We start from the raw sequence: 22,945 nt of genomic DNA, 5'->3' as shown, positions 1-22,945 counted from the left end.
ACCGGTTAGTAATTTTCAAGGTTTTGATTTTGTGACTGCTACAAGCTATCTATAATGGTAAGAAGGTCACTGTAAGGTAAGGAAGAATGAAAAGTATGTATAGTTTTTCCAATGAATATTTGGTATGATGGTGAATGGGAAAAATATACAAGCAGTTAGTGGTTCATAAAAGGGGGATTGAATTGAAAAGAACGCCTGAATTTGTATTAGGTTTAATTGGTGGCATTTTGGGAATTATTATTTCCATAATATTAATAGTTGTAGCGTTTAATATTATGGAAGGGGTTGATTACGAACTTTTAGCTTATTACTCTATTATTTTAACGGTTCAAATAGGGTTGTTCATTTTATCGTGTTTAGTAAACAAGGTTAATAATAAAGTTTATGGAGTTTGTATGATTGTGATTCCTATAGTTATGTTATTTATGTCATTATTCTTTTTACTTATTCCGACAATTTTACAAATTATATCTGGTTCATTTGCATTTAGAACATTAAAGTTAGAATCGAATGTAAGCTAAATATAATTATTAACGTCTGAATATTCGGTTTTTTAAACATTTTCGTTTGCAGTTCAAATTAACATAAAGTACAAAGTTGTACGCTTTAGGAGGAGAAATAAATGATTATTTGGTCTGGTTGGGGTTTTTTAGTCGCAATTATTGTAATTATTAATACTCTTTTGGGTAAGGCTATCTTTGGATCTATAACGGGGGACGCTACATATTTTCAAGATCATAGTTGGCCAATGGCGGTAATGTTTATTATATCAGGGGTTATGTCTTGGTATTTAGGTAAATATATTAATAAGCCAGATGGGAAAGTTTATATAGATACCGAAACTGGTGAAAAAGTTATGTTTAACAAAAAGCACTCATTATTTTTTATAAAAATGGAATATTGGGGACCGATTCTAGGAGTTATTGCGATTGTAACTTTAATTACAAGATAAAAAAAGAGGATGGGTATAGCAAGAGTAATCTATTCAAGTAAAAGGAGAAATCAGTCATGAATACAAAGAAACTACTAGGGGTAGCAGTTCCGGTCATGTTGTTATTTGGTTGTGGAGTTTCTGAGAAAACGAACACTTCTAAACAGGAGAAAACAGAAGAGTCTAAAGTAAAAGAATCGAAGTCTAATAGTAAGAAAGAAAAAGTTTCAAAGGAAGACTATCCTAATAAAGTGTATAAATTAGGGATAGAGTTTGATAAGTTGTTTGCGGAGCATAACAATATTACAAGAGAGGTTTTTGATGGTAAGAAAAAGAAATCAGATATAGTAGATAGTGTGAAAGAATTAAATAAAACGTTAGATAAATTCGAGTCGATAGATCCCCCTGCAGAGTATGTAAATCAACAAAAGGATTTTGAAAAAGCAATTAGTTATTTTAGAGAGTCTTTTTCTTTAATCAATGAAGTATTCACCCGAAAAGAAAAAAGAGAAAAAGGCGATAAGACTGATAAAGAGTTAATGGAGAAATCCGAAAAGTTAGTGAAAGAAGGAGATATTTACTGGCTTAAGGCATTCAAAGACCTTGAAGGGGATATTAAAATCGGTGACGGTACAGTATCTGTGAAAGATTTGAAAGAGTTAGATAAGAAAGCTGGAATTAATACGGATAACGTTATGAAGAATGTGAAGGATGGTACGGAATTAATTGGTAATTGGGGATTCAAAGGAACAGACGGTTTCATTATGTCACTTATTTTAAAAGGTGATAAGACATTTGAAACGTATGGTAAAGGTGAGTATCCAAATAAAAAGAATTATATTGAAGGCACTTGGGAATATGATAAGGAAGCTTTTACAATCTATTTACATCTCAATAAACGTTTAGTAGACGGTGTAGAAGATACAATTCAAAAAAAGAAAATAGCATATAAAGTTCAAGATTATGATGGGGAAAACTTGCAATTATTTAATGAGACGTCATTTCATACAATTAAGTATGTGAAGCAAAGTTAAAGTTATGTAGGACTAGGTTTAAATGGCCTAGTCCTTCATTAAAGTGCGAGTATGTAAAGAATATGTTATCTTTCGTTCTGTTTACTTAATATCATGTTATTCTTTAATAGAAGTAATAAATGGAGTTTTACATTAAATATATGAGGTTGGTTACAAATGATAAAGAAATTTACTAGATTCGTATTAATAGTGGTTATGCCAATCAGTCTTATTACAGGTTGTGGGGCTGCTGAAAAAGCTGAAGCACAAAAGCCGAAAGCGGTACAAACGGAGAAAAAGGACTATATGGATTACTCATATGGTAGCAAAGGTATATTAGTAAGTGGCAAAGCGAAAGAACGGCAACAATACGAGATTGGATATATGGATGATAATAAATTAATTGGGATTGATGAAAATATTGAAGACTGCATTATTTTAGATAATAAAGATGAAGCAGGTCTCATTTGGAAACAAATAGAGCGTGGATCTATTATTGAAGTGCAATACGGTAAGGATCGCAATGATATCGTAGGCGTGCAATTCGTAGGAGATCGTGAGTCATATGAAATTAGTGATAAGTTTGATCGGAATACGATAAATGAGATTGTTGAAAACGTTAAAGGGAATTTGTAATAGATGTATTTCGATAGTATAGGATCTCTTATTATGAAATTGTATGCCAGTTATTTGCTAAGTTTAAATTGATTATTTTGACGGTATTTGTAATTAGTTGTAAAATAATGTTTGTTGATGAATTTTATAAAAAGTATGTTAGATGAAATTCATCTGTAGGGATGACATATAAATATTTACTTAATGGGTATAAAATATGGTAATTTAAATATACAAATAAAAAGAAAATATATTAGGAGTACATAGTAGATTCATATTTTTAAAAATTAATGTGACAATAAAGGGAGGTTGAGATACATACACGGTGGGAGTGTGTATGTATTTATTATAATAATGAATAAGACAATCAAACAACAAGTAATCGCACTATCAACAAGTCTAGTGATTTTAGGGAGCGTACCTTTATCAGCATCAGCAGAAGAGATCAACAAATCTCAAACTGATCAACTTAATATTGCCCAAGGAGAACACGGAACGAGCGGATTAAATTATTCTAATTTCAAGTTGGAAGTTCCTAATCATGTACAAATTAACGAAGCAGAAGTATCTGAAAATGAAAAAATGCTTTTAGAAGAATATAAGCATAAACATGATGAAACAGAAGAATTAAACAAAATGCAAGATGCTAAGAAGGGACAAGTAGCAGAAAAGGAAGCTATTTCAAACATTGAAAAGGCATTTGAATCTGTAGATGGTCGAAATGATGGGTCTGATCGTCAAATGAAACCTGTTGCAAAGCCAAGAGGTATTCAATATAGCGCACAGAGTACGAAGAAATATGGAACACTTGCAGGAGTTCCATTTGTGGAGTGGATTGTTCCAGCAGGAAATCCTGATATTCGTCCTGCGAATCCGATGAAAGCACGTTACATTACAATCCATGAGACCGCAAATACAGCCGCTGGTGCTAATGCTGAAAATCATGCGAAATATTTATACAAGCAAGCAACTGAAGGCACTTTCCGAACAGCTTCATGGCATTTTACTGTAGATGATAAACAAATTTATCAACACTTACCAACAAACGAAAATGGTTGGCATGCAGGAGATGGAGATGGATCAGGAAACAGGGAATCTATCGGTATCGAGATCGCGGTTAACCAAGATGGTGATTACAATAAAGCATTAGAAAATGCAAAACGACTTGCAGGTTATTTAATGAACAAAGAAGGAATTGGTGCAGATCATATTTACAAGCATCAACAATGGAGCGGGAAAAAATGTCCTGACATTTTAATTTCACGTGGTAATTGGGCTGGTTTCGTACAAGGAATTCAGTGGTATGCAAATATAAATGCGCAGATTGATACGCCTTTACAAGATAAAAATGACTCATTTAATCCAAATGAAAATAATCCAGCTGAACCTAGCATGGAACTAGTGGTAAATGGTAGTGGCATCAATGTACGTAGTGATGCGGGTATTGAACATCGTGTTGTACGTAAAGCTTCAAACGGAGATCGTTACAAAGTATTAGCGGTTAAAAATGGTTGGTATAAAGTAGGTAATGGAGAATGGATTTTCTATGACCCAAGTTGGATTAAAATTAACTACAATGTACCTAAGGAAGAAGTACAAAAACCAAAAGATGATATTACAGGTGGATGGTTTGAAGAGCATATTCGTAAATTAAACAGTCTAGGTATTATGCAAGGCGAAGGCAATGGTGTATTTGCTCCATATCGAAATGTAACGAGAGCGGAGTTTGCGAAATTAATCTCGAATGCTCTTAAACTACCAGAGGGAAATAAGTCATTTGTAGATATCAATGAGGCACATCGATCACTTCATGACGGTATTAAACGTTGTGCAAGTGCAGGAATTATTAATGGTCGTGGTGAAGGGATTTTTGATCCTAACTCACCAATTACTCGTGAAGAAGTATCTATTATGATTGACAAAGCATTACGATATAAAGGAATTACAGGTGAGTTAGTAGCATTACCATTTACAGATAAGCATTTAATAACATACAAAGAATCGGTTCAACGATTATACAGTCTAAAGGTAGTTAATGGTATTGGAAATAATGAGTTTGATCCTCGAGGCACAGCAACTCGTGGTCAGGCGGCTGCCTTTATTGTGAAGATGTTAGATTCAATGCAAAAATAAAATGAAACTTTAATCAGTGAGGGCCACTCGCATTGCAATCAAGCAGTTTATTCACCAAATTTTGAAATGAGAGTGTTACTGCCCACAAATAGCAGAAGAAATTGTATGTAGAAGCTGACATTGGTAGAAGTAAAAAAATAAGAAGAATTTGAAAGGAGCTATCCAAAATAATAATTTGGAATAGCTCCTATTTAGTAGGAAGAACAATTGTATTTGATAGATTGTAATGTAGAATGCCCTTCCAAGCCCCTCATAAGCCCATACCAAGTAATAAATCACTAAGAAAAAACAAAAACAAAAACAACTACAAGAACAAAACAAGCGCGAAAAAATGAAACCGGCGTTGTAGTAGTAAAAAAATTGTAATTCGAATGCCAAAACCATTCCCGCAGTCCTATCTTTATAATGAAGGATTAAAATTTTCCTATTTACTAGCAAAGAGTGGAGGGAAACATATGGCAGTATACCGTAATGTGCAGGTGAACTTTTGGCAAGATGAATTCATATTAGATTTAACGCCAGAGGAGCGTTATTTTTACATATATTTGTTAACTGGTACGAAAACGAAGCAATGTGGTATTTATATATTACCGAAGCGTGTGGCAGAGCTTGAAACAGGTTATAGTATGGAGACTGTTGAGAAGTTGCTAAACAGGTTTGTTGAGTATGGAAAGATTCTATATGATACGGAAACGAAAGAGGTATTCATAATAAACTGGTTACACTATAACCCTATTTCAAATACGAATGTAGAAAAGTGCGTATTACGTGAGTTAAAGACTGTAAAAAGTAATGAGTTCATACATATGTTTTTACGTAAATGCCTTGAAGAAGAATACACGATTCCATTATTATTGCAGCATTTTGGTATGCCAAAAGAAGAGGATAATAGTAGTTCACAAGTAGTTATTGAAGAGAAAGAAGAAGCGGAAGAGGTAGAAAGTATAGAAGAGGACGTTCCAAATAGTGAAGTTTATAAGTTTTATGAACAAAATATTAGTAGTTTATCCCCATATATTGTGAAAGAATTGAAGAATTGGATACAAAAATTTTCTGGAGAGAAAGTGTTAGAGGCACTTAAAATTGCGTTTGAAAATAATAAGAAAACGTTAGCTTATGTGAAGGGGATTTTGAGGAATTGGTGTAGCAAAAAGTTAAAGGATTTTAGTGGGGAGAAGTGTGTAATGGGAAGTTTAGAGAGAAGGAAATGTATGTTGAGTAGTGTATTTTAATTTACATTAATTTAATGTAGAATGTACGTTCGTTTTTTGTGGATTTTATGCTATACTACCATTAAATAAGGGTATTTTTATAATAGATAAAAAGATGCGGGGGGTACAAAGTTTGACTACTAGTACATCTGAGTTGTTTCAATATATTAATATGACAGAAGAACAGGAACAATTAGCACTACGATATATACAGACAAAAGAAGAAGAGATTTTAAAAGATATTGAACTAACGACGATTCGTGATCAAAAAAGAAGCGATTTTGCGGAGCGATTTATAAACGATTTTAGGAAAGTACATAAACAAGATCCGGGTTTCTTTCGGTTATTTTATCATATACTCGAGGAGCAATTATTAAATGTTCTTGTAGTCCGTTTTGCGCATGTCAGTTTTTCTAAAATGAAGGTTTATTTAGAAAAAAGTGCACTACCTTTGGACAAACTTGTAGCAATTGCATGTAGGTATTTATCTAGTATTTCAAGTTACGTCAATGAAGCAGATGTTTTTCTTAGAGAGTTAACAAAAGAGAAACCGAACTATATAGAGGAACAATTACATACTTTACCAACTAAACAGCAATTAACATTACTTCTCGTAATGTTTGATGTAGAGTATGAAAAGTTTCGTACATATAGTTCTTTATTGAATAAGAGGTTAGAAGAACATACAGAATTTATATTGAAACTGCTAGGGGAAAAGGAAAAGGTTGAAGCAGTTAAACGGTATTTAAAAGGTGAAGATGATAGTGAAGTATTTATAGGTGGGAATTTACCGGAACATATTTGGCGGCTATTATTTTGTGTTCATAAATATTCGAATGTTGCGAGGCGATATATTGAAATATTGGCGAAGAAAAATGTTTGGGGTTTTATAAACTATGCAACACGTTATATGTGTCACACTCTCGGTCAGTCTCAAAACTACAAAAAAACTGGTAGTGTAAATAGAGAAACATATGAAGAAATTCAAAGTTTTTGTACACAGTTTTGGATTTCTAAGGAAAGATTTTTTGCGCATCGTCTAAGGCAACATGATTTAAATAGTGAGGATTTTTGTAAGACGTATGAATATGAATTGCTATGCTTTATGTTGGAGGAAGATCCTGAATTTATTCAAAATACTTTGCAATATGTAAGTAAAATGAATTATCTCATCATCGCACGAACGTTAGCTGAAAAAGGATATGAGCTAAATATAGGGAAAATGCGAGAAGAATTTTTTGTTGCTGCTTTGCAAATAAAATTGTCTACAGTGCGGGATACATATCGTGATTATTTACAAGGGAAATTGTCACTTGAGGATATGAAGCAAATACTTAAAAATCCGAAATATAGGAGTATGTATTGGGGTATGCCGGTGTTAGAGGTTGCGCTTCTTTGGGATATAGATGATGTAGCGAAGAGGGAAGCTGTACTTACACTACAGTTTGGAGATGATGATAGTGTTAATTTATACGAACTTCTTTACGAATGTTCTGTCAGAGGAGTAGAACCGAAACAAGTATTAGAAGATCTGCTTTCGTATGGGTTAAGTAAGGAAAAGCTTATCGCTTATGCAGTTGAAGAAGCTGCATGCTACAGTGAAGAGAGAAATAAGGCGAAGGAAGCGCTTGTTTGTGTAATTGTAAAAGAACAAGCGTACATCATTGAAAGATTTGATGAGTATTCTGCTGTGGCCAAAGCATATATTTTAGAAGAGTTAGCAAAGGATAACATGATTAAAATGCGTCCAATTTTAATTAAAAGCTTAGGAGATTCATCTAAAAAAATGCGTGAGTCTGTAGTTAAACTGCTTTCAAAAGATGTGGAAGCTGCAGCAGATGTAGCAGTTGAACTTCATAATAAAAAGAAAGTTGTTCGTGAAAATGTGATGAAAATACTTATAGAGTATAAGATTGAAAAATATACGAAACTTGTACAGGAAGCTTTGCAAGAAAGTAAAAATGAATCTTTCGCAGGAAAATTCTCATTATTATTCCAAACGGAGGAAGAAAAAATAGAAGAACTATGTGCACGTATTTTAACTGAACAAACAAGAAATTCACTTCTGCAATTGATTGGGGATGAGCCACAAATCCGTTTACGTGACTCGGATGAAATTGCTGATGCTGCAATTCCGTTAGCCTATTTACAACAGTATATTTCAGATGCTGTTATTGAGAAGAAAGAAACGGCAGAAGTAATTGGTAGAGCTTTAAATGAAGAGGACTTAAAAGAATGTGTGCAAACAATATATCAAATATGGATTTCTCAAGACGCAGATGTGAAGAAGCGTGGAATTCTTTCGTTATACGGAATGTATAGTGACGACAAAATGGTCGACATACTTATAAAGCAAATTGATGAATGGGTGCTTCAAATGAGAGGAAAGATAGCAGCGGATGCCGTTCGTGCTTTAGGTTTGTCTTCATCTAAGCTTGCACTTATGTCTATTCATGCAATAGCATTTAAATATAAACATAAGCAAGTACGTAATGCAGCAAAAGAAGCGCTAAGTCTTGCTGCGAAAACACGTGGTATAACAGAGGAAGAGCTGGAAGATCAATTGGTGCCGGACCTCGGCTTTACTATACAGGGTGAAAAGATAATTGATTTCGGGAATCGAAGTTTTACTGCCATTTTAACTACAGAGTCAAAAATTGAATTAGAGACAGAAGAAGGAAAACGTATGAAGTCACTTCCAAAGCCGAATGCAAAAGATGATGTAGAAAAGGCTGAAGAGGCTAAAAAAGAATTAGCCTCTTTAAAGAAGGAACTCCGAACTACTCTTTCAATGCAAAAACAACGATTAGAAGCGGCACTTTCGTTAAAGCGTTATTGGTCACATAATGCATGGAAATCTGTATTTATGGATAATCCAATTATGAAGCAATTTTCTATTTCACTCATTTGGGGTGAGTATAAGGAAGGGAAGTTGCTGAAGGCATTCCGTTATGCAGAAGGTGGCGTGTTCTGTACAATTGACGGGAAGAGTTATGAACTTTCATCTGGCACTGTTATTGGTTTCGTTCATCCGTTAGAATTGTCTGGGGCGGAGAAGGAATTATGGAAAGAGCAATTAGAAAGTGCGGGAATTGTTCAGCCGTTCCTACAAATTGAGCGTCCAGTGTTTGTAGTAGAAAAGAATGATGAGAGTGCTATTGAGAGATTTGGCGGTATTTTACTAAATGGTCGTTCGTTATTCGGTAAGATGACGAAGCTTGGATGGGTCCGTGGGTCTGTTCAAGATGGCGGTGTATATTATACATTTTACAAAGAAGATACTCGTACCGGATTAGGCGTGCAATTGTCATTTAGCGGAGCTCTGATTGGTTATGAAGATGAAGAAGATGTATGTGTATTTGACATTCAATTTTATAAAGCAGGTACAGTGAAGCGTGGTTCATATGAATACGATGAGATTGATGATGAAAGACGCATTGTACCAAAAGAAGTAGATAAACGCTTCTTTAGTGAAATGTTATATGATGTCCAAGTAGCGACAGATTCAAATCTTGGGCATAATGAAAGTTGGCGTAGCGAACGATAAGAAAAACCCCCTTCATTGGTAGGAAAATGAAGGGGGTTTTTCAATGTCTTTAAAAGGTTCTTTCTCAAAAAGAAGCGAATAGTGTGAGAAAGGGGTGGTTATATGGAAGTCGTTATAAAGAAGAAACGAAAAAGGGGAAAAAGAATTTTTATTTGGGCTAGTAGTATCGTTCTTTTGTTAGTTATTTCCGCTGTGATTTTTTTGAACATATATACGCTGAAATCTATGCCAAAGATAGATGGAACGATAAAGCTAGAGGATTTACAACAGGCTGTTACGGTGAAGCGTGATAGTAAAGGTGTACCGCATATTAAATCGGAAAATGCACATGATTTATATTTTTCACAAGGATATGTGCAAGCGCAAGATCGTTTGTTTCAAATGGATTTAAGTAGAAGACAAGCGTCTGGTATGTTAAGTGAAGTTGTTGGGGAAGCAGCTGTTGATCGAGATAAATTGTTTCGAACACTCGGTTTACGGCGAGCGGCCGAAGCTTCAGTTAGTCAATATGATGGAGAAGCGAAATATGCCCTGCAGTCATTTGCTGATGGGGTGAACGCTTTTATACGTGAGGCGAAAGAGGAAAAGAAATTACCAGTTGAGTTTACTATATTAGGTTATGAACCTGCTGAGTGGTCAATTGTTGATACTTTAACGATCGGGAAGTATATGGCGTTTGACTTAGGAGGACATTGGCACGGACAGGCATTTCGATATTGGGCCCTGAAAAATCTTCCCAAAGAGCAAGCGAATGAGCTATTTCCTGCATATCCGAAAGATGCCCCTAGATTGCTAACTGAACTGAAAAATACAAATGTGGACGTAGCACAAAGTTTTTCAAAAACGATAATTCCGCCGGAGTTTAACGGTAGTAATAACTGGGTTGTGAGCAGTGAGAAGAGTGCGTCAGGTAAGCCAATTTTAGCAGATGATCCTCATTTATCTCTTGCGACGCCTTCTATTTGGTATCAAACGCGACTTGAAATGAAAGGTTTGAATGTGAGTGGCGTTATTTTCGCCGGAGTACCAGGTGTTATATTAGGACACAATGACAAAATAGCGTGGGGCGTTACGAATACGGGGCCTGATGTGCAAGATTTATATATTGAGAAGAGAAATCCTAATAATGAAAATGAATTTCTGTATAACGATAAATGGGAGAAAGCTACCGTTGTAGACGAGTCGATTAAAGTAAAAGGCAGGAAGACAATTCCTTATAACGTTACGATTACGAGGCATGGACCAGTAATTTCAGAGTTTGCGGATAAGGGAAAGGAAAAAAACAAAACCGTATTCTCTTTAAAGTGGACAGCTTTAGAACCGTCAGCTGAGTTAAAAGCTGTATTAAATATGAACAAAGCAAAAGACTGGAATGAGTTTGAAACCGCTCTTCAAGATTTTCATACACCAACCCAAAACTTTGTGTTTGCATCAAACGACGGCACAATTGCTTATAAAGCGAATGGAAATATACCAGTGCGTAAAAAAGGTGATGGTAGCTTACCTGTTCCAGGATGGACAGATGAATATGAATGGGAAGGGTATATCCCGTTTGATCAACTTCCAAAAGTAATTAATCCAAAACAAGGGTTTATTTCAACTGCGAATAATAAAATTGTTGATGATGATTATCCGTATCATATTAGCAATACGTGGGCGCAGCCATATAGGCAAATGCGTATTCAAGAATTTTTGCAAGAGAAGGAAAAGTATACGGTGAAAGATTTAGAAGAGTTACAGATGGATCAAAAGAATTTATATGGGAAAGAGTTTACTCCTATATTTTTAAAAGAGTTAAATAAAGCATCTTTAAATGAGGTAGAGGAAGAAGGCGTAAACCAATTAACAAAGTGGAATTTTTACGATAGTAAAGATGAAGCGGCACCATTAATATTCCATTTGTTAATGAAAGAGATTTCAAATACGTTATTTTCAAAAGAAATACCGAAAGATGTAATGGAGTTATTTGAAGGGAAGTCACAAGTTGTTGATGAATTGATTCGAAAAGAAGTAGCGGGAGAAAATAGCGTTTGGTTTACGAAGTACGGAGGTTTCACAACAGTTGTGCATACATCGTATGAGAATGTAATGAAGAAATTGCAGAAGGAATATGGACCCGATGTTGGAGAGTGGAAGTGGGGCGATTACCATCAACTCGCTTTTACACATCCAATTTCGAAATCATCGAGTATGTTAGCATTACTCGCTTTTAATCGTGAGAAACCAGTTCCGATTGGTGGGAGCCAAGTTACCGTGCAAGCAGCGAGTTACGGCGAAAACGGCATTGTAAATCACGGGGCGTCTTGGAGATTCATTATTGATACGAAAGATATGTCAAACGGTTATCATATCGTAGGGCCAGGACAGTGGGGCCATTTTAGAAGCGATTGGTATCATGATCAAATAGATGATTGGGTAAATGGCACGTATCATACGACTACATTGAATACGGAGGGGATAGAGGGGAAGGTGCTAAATTTAGAACCGAAGTGATAGGGTGTTTTTGTTTGTGGAGGGAACTAGTAATACTCTTTTTGATAATGAAAGCTTATCATTTAGAACATAACCCAGTTCTTAAATAATTTTAACAGCCAGCCTACTATCATTTAATTTGATAGTAGGCTGTTTCCATCTTCGAAATACGCTGTAGCAACTTCTTCAGGATTACGATTATTTCCACATGCTGCAAGTGCTGTAACTAATAAAGTCATTACAACTATTAACATGATCATTCCAGTTTTGAGGGGAATTAGTTAACAAAGACTAGGTATTATTTGCAACAGAACTGTTCCTCTATTCCCCTTGTTTCATCATTTTTCTAGGCCAGCCAACTTGACAAATGTTTTTTTATCAAACTACAATGAAAATCATTATCAATAATATAGGGAGGATACTTTGGTCAATAAATGAAAAATAATATATTTATAGGTTAATAACCAGATCTCGTTAAGTTGTATGTACTATTTTTAGTTTAGCGTTTCCCAGAATGTACACCAATTAATCTCGCGAATTACAAGAAAACTATTATTGAAATGAGGCGTGTATTGTGAAGTTGGACGTGAATGAGTTAGCAGAGTATCTTGCCAATACTCCTTTCCGAGTAGAAGGAGTATATCGTTATGCTAAAAATCCAGGTGTGCCTTTTGCTGAGTCTACAGATTCTTTCCCAGGATTTGTATTTCCAATTACAGGGAAGACGCAATTTCAATTTAATGGTACGCCGTATACTCTTTCCCCAGGAAAAGTTATACATGGGGGTGCAAAAATGACATTAGCCCATAAAATGCTTGGTGAAATGAACTGGGAATATATTCTTGTTTTATATCAGATAAGCAATTCAGAACGAGAAGACTCTGGCTTTACTCATCAGCATTTTGAATTATTAACAGGACAATCTCCTCGTCTTGTCGAATTACTTATGCGTCTTTGGGATGTATATAATCAGCCTGGAGGCATTTCGATGTTTCAGACCGAAATGCTGTTTCGCGAAGCGTTGAATGAAGCTTTATTAAGTGTTTTCAATAGAGAAAGCAATTATGAGTCGCATACTTTATTCGAACGAATATCTAGTTACGTTCGTAAATACTATTATAAGGATATTACAATTCATACGCTTACAGAACAAAATAATGTTAATCGAAATCGTCTTTCTTACGTGTTTAGAAAGCATGCAGGTATGGGGGCAACAGAATATTTATTGAACTATCGTATAAAGATGGCTCAAAAAATGTTATGTACAAGTGATGTGCCTGTACAACAAATTGCACAGGCTGTTGGAATCGCAGACCCTTTTTATTTTAGTAGAGTTTTCAAGAAGCGAGTTGGCATTTCGCCTACTAAATATCGCGAGAAGTTCATCAATAATCCATACTAATGTCAACAGGGGTCCATTCTTATTTGAAAATCACTGTTCTATACTTATGGAGAGTTAAAGGAAACATTGGATTGAAAGTACTTTCATTGAAATCACTCCTTTGTACTATCTGAATGAAAAGTTCTGGCCGGAGCATTTTCTTTTTAAGCGTAATAACGACTTTTTTACTTATATTACTGTAATATAGTGGAATTTGAAAGTGAGGAGGGATTATTATCCATTACCAACCTATTAAACTAAATGACGAGTTATCTAAAATTAACGATTATTGGTATCCACAAGTGATTGGTGAAATGAATGACGATCAAATTCAGCTTTTTAAAGCTAATGGAGATTTTATATGGCATGAGCACCCTAATACGGATAAGCTATTTATTGTGCTTGAAGGGGAGATGTTCATCGATTTTCGTGATGGACAGGTGAAAATTTCTAAAGGCGAGATGTTTATTGTCCCGAGAGGCGTTGAGCATAAACCTTTCACTGAAAAGGAATCTCATATCATGTTGGTAGAGCCTAAAAGGGAAATGGATTGATAATTGTAAAAAGATAAAAAAGGAGCGGAAATCCGTTCCTTTTTTATTTATCTTACTATTTTTAGGAGCTTAGTATGAGTAAGATGTGAATAAAGGATGAATAGCATTTTTATCAATAAAAATTTATTGGATTTTTTGTGGAATATATATGAAACGTTGTATAAAATAATCAAGAAAGCCAAAAATTATAGGGGGAAAGTTGTGAAGAAAAATAAGAGTTTAATAAGTTTTTTAGGAGTGTTTATTATGTTGTTTTCTTTTTGTTTTCAAGGAAATGTACAGGCAGATGTAAATACTGTTCAATCTGGAAAAATCAAATCAGGAAACGTAACAGTATGGGAAGTTGGAAATGTAGCGAAAGTATTAGCGGATGTGGAGCGCTTAAATTTAAATACAGTAAATGTACCGATTCAAGTAGATATCCCAAATGTGACTTCTACTAACATGGTAATTAATCAAGCGCAAAAGCAACAAGCTATTATTTTAATTCAAGAATTATTAAAGCGTAATATTCAAGTTATAGTGGAACCGTTCCCGTATATTCAGCAGGGGAATGTTGGAGAGACAGAATGGAACCCAAGTAACATTAATGATTTCTTCTGGAATTGGAAGACGGTTATTCTGCAAGATATTTTTAATTCCATTACAAGTAAATACAATGTGTATGGACTAAAGATTGCTTCTAATTTCGTGAATATGGAGTATGCAGAAGGATACTGGAGCGATACAATTGATTTTGTTCGTAATCAGTATAAAGGAAATATTTTGTATCAAATGAACTGGTGGTTAACAGCAAGCTGGGACTCTTCTTATGAAGAGAAGTTTATAGAGAAAATAAACCGTCCGTATTTAAAGAAGGTAGATATTGTTAGCATAGACAGTTGGTTTGAAGTTTCTGGAAAAAGAAATCCGTCATATGAAGAAGTGAAGCAAAGTTTATTTGCGACGACAGTATATAATCGTGGGCAAAATGTTGTTCAGCAATTGGAACAATTACATAATGCAACAGGAAAGCCAGTTTACTTCGGTGGATTTAACGTTCCAGCACGTGAACTTGGATTACAAAATCCATGGAATCCAGATGTTTCAAATGTGTTTTCGAAAGATGTACAATTAAATGGATGGCGTGCTTACCGCGATGTATTAGAACCGAAACCATATTTTAAAGGTTTTTCAATTTGGTTTATTGGCTCTAATGATAGTACACATGCGTATCAAATACATAGTAAAGAAGCAGAGGCAGTTATTAGCGGGTGGTACCGAAAATAAATTTTATAAAATAGGTAAGTTTTAAAGTTTACTACATATATTTCTAGTGAAAGGCCTTTCACCATCTTATCACCTAGGGGGCAATCATAATGAAATTTTTGTCTTACCTTACAGTAATTTTGGTGATTCTCGGCGGTTTGAATTGGTTGTTTGTAGCGTTAGATTACAATGTAGTTGAGAAATGGTTTGGTTCTATGCCGGCGCTTGTGGACACTATTTATTGGCTCATTGGTCTTTCTGCTATTTATCAAATTTTTGATCGGTTCTTCACGGACAATTAGCAATTATACTTTATTACTAGAGTGTTAAGTACGATTATGTACTTAACACTTTTTTGTATGTTTATAAAAATAGTTTGCATATGCAAGCGATTCCATTGCGTCTTGCGCCGTAATAATAGAAAACAAATTGACCACGTATTATATTTTGGGTTATAATTCAGAAAGTTTAAAAATTAATAAAAATGAGAAATAGGGAGGTTATGAGGGTAATGGAGAGAGTCTATAATTTTTCAGCAGGACCATCAATACTCCCTTTGCCAGTTTTAGAGAAAGTGCAAAAGGAGCTTGTAAATTATAACGGGACAGGCATGTCTATTATGGAAATGAGTCATCGATCTTCATATTTTCAAAGTATTATGGATGAAGCGATTAACTTACTTCGTGAATTAATGAACATTCCTAATGAATATGATGTATTGTTTTTACAAGGCGGTGCGTCATTACAATTCTCTATGATACCGTTAAATGTAATGAATATGTATAAAAAAGCAGGGTACGTATTGACTGGCTCATGGTCTAAAAAGGCGATGCAAGAAGCTGAAAAAGTAGGGGAAGTACAAGTGATTGCTTCGTCTGAACAAGCGAAGTTTACTACAATTCCTAAATTGGATGGTTTACTGAGCGATGAAAAACTAGATTATGTACATATTACAACGAATAATACAATTGAGGGGACGAAATATGTAGAAGTTCCACATTTAGATAAAGTACCGCTCGTTGCGGATATGTCCTCAAATATTTTATCAGAACAATATGATGTTACGAAGTTTGGCCTTATATATGCGGGAGCGCAAAAGAATTTAGGGCCAGCGGGCTTAACGATTGCAATTATAAAAAGAGATTTAATTGGAGGAGCAGATCGCTCTTGTCCTACGATGTTAAACTATGAAACTTACAGCAAAAATAACTCCTTATATAATACACCGCCGTCCTTTAGTATTTACGTAACGAAACTTGTACTAGAGTGGCTGAAAGAACAGGGCGGGGTATCTGCGATTGAAGAACAGAATAGAATGAAATCTTCACTTCTTTACAATTTCTTAGATGAATCAACATTGTTTACTTCACCAGTTGATCCTACGTATCGATCACTTATGAACATTCCGTTTACAACACCGTCAGAAGATCTGAACAATGAGTTTTTACAAAAAGCGAAAGAACGCGGTCTTGTTACGCTAAAAGGACATCGCTCAGTCGGTGGTATGCGAGCTAGTATTTACAATGCGATGCCAGTACAAGGCGTACAGCAATTAGTAAATTATATGAAGGAATTTGAGCTTGAGAATAGATAGGGAGATGGGGATATGTTTCGTGTTCAAACGTTAAATCAAATTGCGGAAAAAGGTTTACAAGTTCTTAGCGGAGAGCGTTATGAAGTAGGGGAGAGAATGGATCACCCAGATGGTATTTTACTTCGCAGCTATTCTTTACATCAAGAAGATTTTTCAAAAGACTTAAAGGCGATTGCAAGAGCTGGTGCTGGTGTAAATAATATTCCTGTCGAGCGATGTACAGAAAAAGGGATTGTAGTATTTAATACACCAGGAGCGAATGCCAATGCAGTAAAGGAACTTATTATCGCCAGCCTTATTATGTCTTCACGTAACATTATTAACGGTGTAAGCTGGACGAAAAATTTAGAGGGTGAAGAAGTACCGCAGCTTGTTGAATCAGGAAAAAAACAATTCGTTGGATCAGAAATTGCAGGAAAACGTCTAGGTGTAATTGGCCTTGGCGCAATCGGTGCTTTAGTTGCGAACGATGCGTTAGCGTTAGGGATGGACGTTATTGGATATGATCCTTATATTTCAGTTGAAACAGCTTGGCGCCTTTCTACACATGTGCAAAGAGCATTTAGCCTTGATGAAATTTTTGCAACGTGTGATTATATTACACTGCATATTCCTCTTACCAATCAAACGAAGGGGCTTATTGGTGAACACGCTATAGAGAAGATGAAAAAAGGAATGCGTTTATTCAATTTCTCAAGAGGAGAACTTGTAGATGAAAAAGTTCTTCAAAAAGCGTTAGAAGAAGATGTTATTGCGCATTACGTAACTGACTTCCCGAATGAAAATGTGATTAAAATGAAAAACGTAACAGCGACGCCTCACCTCGGTGCATCTACGTCTGAATCAGAAGAAAATTGTGCAGTAATGGCAGCGCGCCAATTACGTGAATATTTAGAGACAGGAAATATTCGTAATTCAGTAAACTATCCAAACGTAGAATTACCGTATATCGGAAAGAAACGAATTACAATTATGCATCAAAACGTCCCGAATATGGTAGGGCAAATTACAGGATGCTTAGCGGAACATCATATTAATATTGCCGATATGATTAATCGTAGTAAACATTCTTGGGCATACACAATGATTGATATCGATAACGGAATTGATGATATAATAAAAGAGAATATTGTAGAAAATATAAACAAAATTACAGGTGTTGTAGCCGTTCGAATGATTGTGTAAAGGAGAGAGGAATGTGGCAAAAATACGACCGTTTCGGGCCATTCGTCCAGTAGAAGAAAAAGCAGCGGAAGTGGCAGCTTTACCGTATGACGTATTAAATAGTGAAGAAGCAAGAGAGGTTGTAAAAGGGAATCCTTATTCTTTCTTACACGTTGATAAAGCAGAAATTGATTTAGACCCGGAACTTTCACCGTACGATGATCGCGTATATGAAAAAGCGGGTGAAAATTTAAATCGATTTATACGAGAAGAAGTGTTCATTCAAGACGAAGAGCCAGCGTTATACATTTATGAATTGACGATGCAAGGAAGAACGCAGTCAGGCCTTGTCGTTTGTACATCTATTGATGAGTATGAAGATGATACAATTAAAAAACATGAAAGAACGCGTCATGAAAAAAAACTTGATCGCATTCGCCACGTAGATGTGTGTGACGCAAATACAGGTCCTATCTTTTTAACGTATCGTACAAAAGAAGAGATAAAGCGTTTTGTTGCCAGCTGGAAAGAAGAACATGCGCCAATCTATACATTTACAGCAGAAGACGGCGTTAAGCATGTTGCCTGGAAAATAGCTGATGAAGAAGTAATTGCAAGTTTAGTAAACGTATTTGAAGATATTCCTAATCTTTATATTGCAGATGGGCATCACCGCTCCGCATCAGCTGCAAAAGTAGGGCTCATGCGAAGAGAACAATATCCGAATTACACAGGAGAAGAAGAGTTTAATTTCTTCTTATCTGTTTTATTCCCTCACGATGAGTTATCTATTTGGGACTATAACCGAGTTGTAAAAGACTTAAACGGTTTATCAGAAGAACAGTTTTTAAAACAAATCACGCAATACTTTTATGTAGAAGAAGCGGCTGTTTCTCCGTATAAACCAAATGAGCCAAAAACATTTGGTATGTATGTAAATGAGAAGTGGTATAAGCTTACTGTGAAAGAAGAAACATTTGATGCGAATGATCTTGTTAGAGGTTTAGATGTATCTATCCTGCAAGATCATTTATTAAGCCAAGTACTTGAAATACACGATCCGCGATCTGATTCACGCGTTGATTTTGTCGGAGGAATCCGCGGGTTAGAAGAACTAGAACGCCTTGTAAATAGCGGTGAATATAAAGCAGCGTTCTCACTATATCCGACATCAATGGAATCGTTATTAGCAATCGCAGACGCTGGAGAAATTATGCCGCCAAAGTCAACGTGGTTTGAACCGAAACTGCGCAGCGGGTTGTTTGTACATTCTTTAAAGTAAATATAGACTTCTACAGTTTTGAAAAACCGAAATGATTATAGTTTCGGTTTTTCTTATTTTGGCTCAGTTAACGTTTCATGTTGATTTTGATGTTAAGATTGAAATATGTAACGACAGATCGCTACAAAAAACGGAGGAAATACGATGAAAATGCAACTGCAAGAACGTTTTTATGTTGAGTTGAAAAATGCAATTCGTTGTCATTATAACGAACTTATAACTAGGTGCGGTGTTGACACGATATATGGGTACTCCATATTAACAGACGATTGTGTCAATAGCATTGGACCAGTGGCTAATAAAGAAAGACTAATCAAAGTTAATAAGTCGGACCCTTTATACAATTATTATAGATACGGAGCTGTTGAGTGGAGCGAATGGGACGATTTTGGAATGTTTGATGAAGTGAACAAAATTATTAACAAATATCATGATATCGTCGAAGATGACTTTAACATACGAGTAAATACACTGTTGAAAGAAACGTTAAATGTGTTAATGGAACTTAAATCAGAAGGCTTGTTTGGAGACGGAGATGATAATCGATTTATTATCATTTGTGTAACTGATTCATCGAACGAAATCATGATTGAATCAGTTCGATTGCTTAATACATTAAAGACATACGAAGAATATGCCTCAGAATTTGCATAAGAATGAATATAAGTAAAACTGCGCTCTATAAGAGGCGATTTTCATTTAATCGAAAGTCACCAATTAATAGTAACTATTCATTGTGACGTAACCATTGAACAATTTGAGCCCGATGAAAAAAATCGTACAAAAATTATTGCGATGTTTATATGTAGGAATCAAATTGAAAAGGAAGTTATGAAGGGGAGTTTTTCTGGGATTATTCTTTAGTTAGTAGAGAAAGTAATGAATAGGTGGGCCATGTCACTCGGGCTTAGATTTTTAATTCCCCCCATAACGAAAATTTTATGTATCATTGAATACTGTTAATAAGAAGTTATGTAATATATTCTGTTCATTTTTAACTTGAATAAGCTCGTCAACAAAAAGGACATTCCTAGTATTACAAGAAGTGTCCTTTCCACTAAATTATAGGATATTTTGCTAACATTCAAACTCTAAAATTAGTTTACTGGTTTGACCTGTAAATTGATAATTATAGGATCCTTTTAGATTTTCTAAGTTACCGGTAGCTTTAATAATTGTTCCTGGGGAATCTGAATTTTCTTTATCAAATATTTCTTGCTCTATAGCTGTAAATGTCCCTTGTTGCCCATTATAAATTCCTTCAAAGTGTAAAAATCTAGAAATTTTAGAAGTAGCTAAGTGACCATCATTTATATTTGAGTCTAAATAATATAAGAAGTATTCAATAAAAGCTTTTCCTTTTAATTCACCATCAATATCATATTCGACATGTGCAATATTAATAGGGAAATCTTTTTTAGTATCATCGATTGGTTTTTCACCCCATTTACTTACTGTAAATGTTACTTCCATACATGTAAATCCCCCTTTATCATTTGAAAAGTACTAATTCACAGTCATATCTTATAGGGGTGTTTTTATTTATTTGAGCCCTGTCATATCGTTATCTTATCTCAGAATCACCTGCGCCTCCTCATGAAGGACTTACTGTCGCCAGGATATCTCCTGCTTGTAACCTCTTTGGTTTTATTAACATGTTAACTCCGCTGCTACATAATGTAATGGACTACGATTATACAAACTGTATCATTGAAAAACATGATGTATGAAATTAGTTTCTTCATCATTAATCCGTTTACCTGCTGGGATTCAAGAATTCAGTCTTAGTGTTGAATATAGGAATAATCAATTTACATTTGAAAATTACAGTATGCAACATTGCATGAGGAAAACGGTTGTTATTTTTATGGCTTGTAACTATAATGATTACAGGTTGGTCGATACCAATCAAACAAATACAATCATCATGAATGGAGATGTTACATATGGGTATGAAAAAAATAATTTTAGCAGGTGCTTTAGGTATCGCAGCATTATCAGGAACAAATGTACCAGGGTTAGAACTAACAAAAGCGAGTGCCGCTTCTATTGAATCGAATTTCTCGACGTTAGAAGGACGAGTAGTAGAAGTAGATAACGGTGTAATTGTCGTAAAATCTAAGCAATATGAGGAGCCTGTTAGTGTATACATGGATACTTTCTCAAATGTGAAAGTAGGAGATGAGGTTAAAGCTACTGGATCTATGATGCGTAATTTTACAGAATATATGGTTGCAACTGCAGTTGAAAATACAACAAACATGTTAGGTATGCACATGAAAGAAGATGGCTCACCTAATTATGTAATTGGAGAAGTATCAAAAGTAGGAACGATGGAAGATGAGGGAGACGGTGCTACTAAATATGTTGTAGTTGAGTATCCATCGCTAAATGGGAAGAAAGATATTATTGATGTTTTCTTAACAAAGGGACAAGTATTTAATGTGGGTGAGAAAGTGAAAATTGATATGGAGTATGTGGGCTGGGGTGGTATTTCTATTAACTGGAACACAGTTGATCATATTGAAAAAGTTCATGAAGCAAAGACGAACGCTGAAAATAATGATGATGTATGGATTTGGTCTTAATAAGGCGAGTATAGGTCGTTATTTGCAATTTTCTCCAAACAATACATGTAAAAACTAAATGTATCATGCAGTACCCATCTAATTCTCATTGCGTATGAGAATTAGATGGGTACTTTTTTATTTGAAATTTGTGCAAGTCAATGTTTAGCATTTCTTTTTAAGAGTAAATTACGGTTGAAATCAAAACTTTATTTGCAGTACATAATAAATAATGTTGATTTTTTATCTTATATTAAAATAAAAACAAACCACTGTTCGATTTGAATATTCCACGATATAATGGTGAGAGTTTATGGCAGAATAAATATTTACATAAGAAGTGAGGTACTGTATGAAAAAAAGAACGACAGACATTATTTTTATTATTATTGGTGCATTTCTTTTTGCGTTAGGTGTCAATTTGTTTGTTATCCCGAACGAGTTTGGTGAGGGTGGGGTAACAGGTATCACGATTATTACGTATTATTTATTTGAATGGTCACCGGGCTTAGTTAACTTAATTTTAAATGCAATTTTGTTAATAGCCGGTTATAAATTTTTAAATAAGATAACAACAATTTATACGATTATCGCTGTAGTTACGAACTCGCTATTCCTTCATTTGACAGAAGGATGGACGATTGCTTCGGATGAAATGCTCGTAAATGCCATTTTCGGAGGAATATTTATTGGATGCGGGATTGGTCTTATCATTCGCGTTGGCGGAACAACTGCAGGTACTACCATCTTAGCAAGGATGACGCATAAGTATTTAGGATGGAGCATTAGCTACGGTCTACTGTTCTTCGATTTAATCGTTGCGTTTTCATCTTATTTCATCATTGGTGCAGAAAAACTGATGATAACAATTATTATGCTATATGTAGCAACGAAAGTGATGGAGTTTGTAATTGAAGGTTTAAATCCGAAGAAAGCCATTACAATTATTTCTGATAACCCGAATGAAATTGCCGGGAAGGTAACTACGTTAATGGGCAGAGGGGTTACCGTGTATTCAGGTCATGGCTATTACACGAAAACTCCGAAGGAAATTCTTTATGTTGTTATCAATAAGCAAGAAGTAGTAAAACTAAAACGGATTGTTCAAACTACAGATCCGGCTGCGTTCATCGCTATACACGATGTTCGTGATGTGTTCGGAGAAGGATTCGTTGATATTTCTAAAGCTTAGAACTTATTTTTCATTAAAATAATCTTAAAACTAAAACGTAA

The 22,945-nt window shown here is 35.0% G+C and carries 19 protein-coding genes and 1 pseudogene; 19 read left to right on the top strand and 1 reads right to left on the bottom strand.

The genetic code is table 11. The features are described 5' to 3' along the window. Window positions 1-182 precede the first annotated feature (182 nt). The 17 genes and pseudogenes from F3I02_RS02895 to F3I02_RS02815 form a co-directional block, all read left to right on the top strand. The gene (locus F3I02_RS02895) at window positions 183-521 is read left to right on the top strand and encodes a DUF4064 domain-containing protein (RefSeq protein WP_000831724.1); all 339 of its coding nucleotides are present in this window, start codon (window positions 183-185) and stop codon (window positions 519-521) included. Window positions 522-622: 101 nt separating this feature from the next. Continuing rightward, window positions 623-952 carry a hypothetical protein gene (locus F3I02_RS02890; RefSeq protein ID WP_000587855.1) on the top strand — a complete coding sequence of 110 codons (330 nt, stop codon included), beginning with the start codon at window positions 623-625 and terminating at the stop codon, window positions 950-952. 56 nt (window positions 953-1,008) lie between these two features. Continuing rightward, window positions 1,009-1,965 (top strand): DUF3994 domain-containing protein, encoded by a 957-nt coding sequence (locus F3I02_RS02885; RefSeq protein ID WP_001093044.1) that lies wholly within the window; start codon window positions 1,009-1,011, stop codon window positions 1,963-1,965. A gap of 156 nt (window positions 1,966-2,121) precedes the next feature. Continuing rightward, a complete protein-coding gene (locus tag F3I02_RS02880; protein ID WP_006915118.1) occupies window positions 2,122-2,580 on the top strand; it encodes a hypothetical protein in 459 nt (152 codons plus the stop codon). A 333-nt stretch (window positions 2,581-2,913) separates the two neighbouring features. Beyond that, a complete protein-coding gene (locus F3I02_RS02875; protein ID WP_196477653.1) occupies window positions 2,914-4,692 on the top strand; it encodes an S-layer homology domain-containing protein in 1,779 nt (592 codons plus the stop codon). A gap of 455 nt (window positions 4,693-5,147) precedes the next feature. Next, window positions 5,148-5,924: a DnaD domain-containing protein gene (locus F3I02_RS02870; protein WP_016077465.1), complete on the top strand. Its 777-nt coding sequence runs from the start codon at window positions 5,148-5,150 to the stop codon at window positions 5,922-5,924. A 112-nt stretch (window positions 5,925-6,036) separates the two neighbouring features. Continuing rightward, entirely contained in the window at window positions 6,037-9,450 is a 3,414-nt protein-coding gene (locus tag F3I02_RS02865) for a DUF4132 domain-containing protein (protein WP_196477562.1), read from the top strand. 102 nt (window positions 9,451-9,552) lie between these two features. Beyond that, window positions 9,553-11,943, top strand: a complete 2,391-nt coding sequence (locus tag F3I02_RS02860) for a penicillin acylase family protein (RefSeq protein WP_196477561.1) — start codon at window positions 9,553-9,555, stop codon at window positions 11,941-11,943. A gap of 553 nt (window positions 11,944-12,496) precedes the next feature. After that, the gene (locus F3I02_RS02855) at window positions 12,497-13,324 is read left to right on the top strand and encodes a helix-turn-helix transcriptional regulator (RefSeq protein ID WP_196477560.1); all 828 of its coding nucleotides are present in this window, start codon (window positions 12,497-12,499) and stop codon (window positions 13,322-13,324) included. 293 nt (window positions 13,325-13,617) lie between these two features. Further along, complete coding sequence (locus F3I02_RS02850; RefSeq protein ID WP_000997182.1) at window positions 13,618-13,857, top strand: cupin domain-containing protein; 240 nt, start codon at window positions 13,618-13,620, stop codon at window positions 13,855-13,857. Window positions 13,858-14,058: 201 nt separating this feature from the next. After that, entirely contained in the window at window positions 14,059-15,126 is a 1,068-nt protein-coding gene (locus F3I02_RS02845) for a glycoside hydrolase family 113 (RefSeq protein WP_133963758.1), read from the top strand. A gap of 89 nt (window positions 15,127-15,215) precedes the next feature. Then, entirely contained in the window at window positions 15,216-15,407 is a 192-nt protein-coding gene (locus F3I02_RS02840) for a DUF378 domain-containing protein (RefSeq protein ID WP_000670803.1), read from the top strand. Between the two features lie 209 nt (window positions 15,408-15,616). Further along, the gene (serC, locus tag F3I02_RS02835; protein ID WP_000442945.1) at window positions 15,617-16,699 is read left to right on the top strand and encodes a 3-phosphoserine/phosphohydroxythreonine transaminase; all 1,083 of its coding nucleotides are present in this window, start codon (window positions 15,617-15,619) and stop codon (window positions 16,697-16,699) included. Window positions 16,700-16,711: 12 nt separating this feature from the next. Further along, on the top strand, window positions 16,712-17,884 hold the full coding sequence (locus tag F3I02_RS02830; RefSeq protein WP_196477559.1) for a 3-phosphoglycerate dehydrogenase family protein: 1,173 nt from the start codon (window positions 16,712-16,714) through the stop codon (window positions 17,882-17,884). A 13-nt stretch (window positions 17,885-17,897) separates the two neighbouring features. Continuing rightward, window positions 17,898-19,145 (top strand): DUF1015 domain-containing protein, encoded by a 1,248-nt coding sequence (locus F3I02_RS02825; protein WP_196477558.1) that lies wholly within the window; start codon window positions 17,898-17,900, stop codon window positions 19,143-19,145. A 144-nt stretch (window positions 19,146-19,289) separates the two neighbouring features. Further along, on the top strand, window positions 19,290-19,799 hold the full coding sequence (locus tag F3I02_RS02820) for a DUF4303 domain-containing protein (RefSeq protein ID WP_002164097.1): 510 nt from the start codon (window positions 19,290-19,292) through the stop codon (window positions 19,797-19,799). A gap of 72 nt (window positions 19,800-19,871) precedes the next feature. Continuing rightward, a pseudogene (locus F3I02_RS02815) lies at window positions 19,872-20,009 on the top strand (enoyl-CoA hydratase); the annotation flags it as partial. A gap of 213 nt (window positions 20,010-20,222) precedes the next feature. On the opposite strand, the gene F3I02_RS02810 reads toward F3I02_RS02815, so the two are convergent. Next, the gene (locus F3I02_RS02810) at window positions 20,223-20,618 is read right to left on the bottom strand and encodes a DUF3224 domain-containing protein (RefSeq protein ID WP_196477557.1); all 396 of its coding nucleotides are present in this window, start codon (window positions 20,616-20,618) and stop codon (window positions 20,223-20,225) included. A 473-nt stretch (window positions 20,619-21,091) separates the two neighbouring features. On the opposite strand from F3I02_RS02810, the gene F3I02_RS02805 reads away from it, so the two are divergent. Further along, complete coding sequence (locus F3I02_RS02805) at window positions 21,092-21,733, top strand: hypothetical protein (RefSeq protein WP_196477556.1); 642 nt, start codon at window positions 21,092-21,094, stop codon at window positions 21,731-21,733. A gap of 331 nt (window positions 21,734-22,064) precedes the next feature. Next, window positions 22,065-22,904: a YitT family protein gene (locus F3I02_RS02800; protein WP_000747488.1), complete on the top strand. Its 840-nt coding sequence runs from the start codon at window positions 22,065-22,067 to the stop codon at window positions 22,902-22,904. The last annotated feature ends 41 nt before the right edge of the window (window positions 22,905-22,945 follow it).

It is taken from the genome of Bacillus sp. SRB3LM, from assembly GCF_015712745.1.
GTDB classification, from domain to species: Bacteria; Bacillota; Bacilli; order Bacillales; family Bacillaceae_G; genus Bacillus_A; species Bacillus_A thuringiensis_K.
Note: the sequence above shows the minus strand (reverse complement) of the source record. Positions and strands in the feature narration are given on the sequence as shown.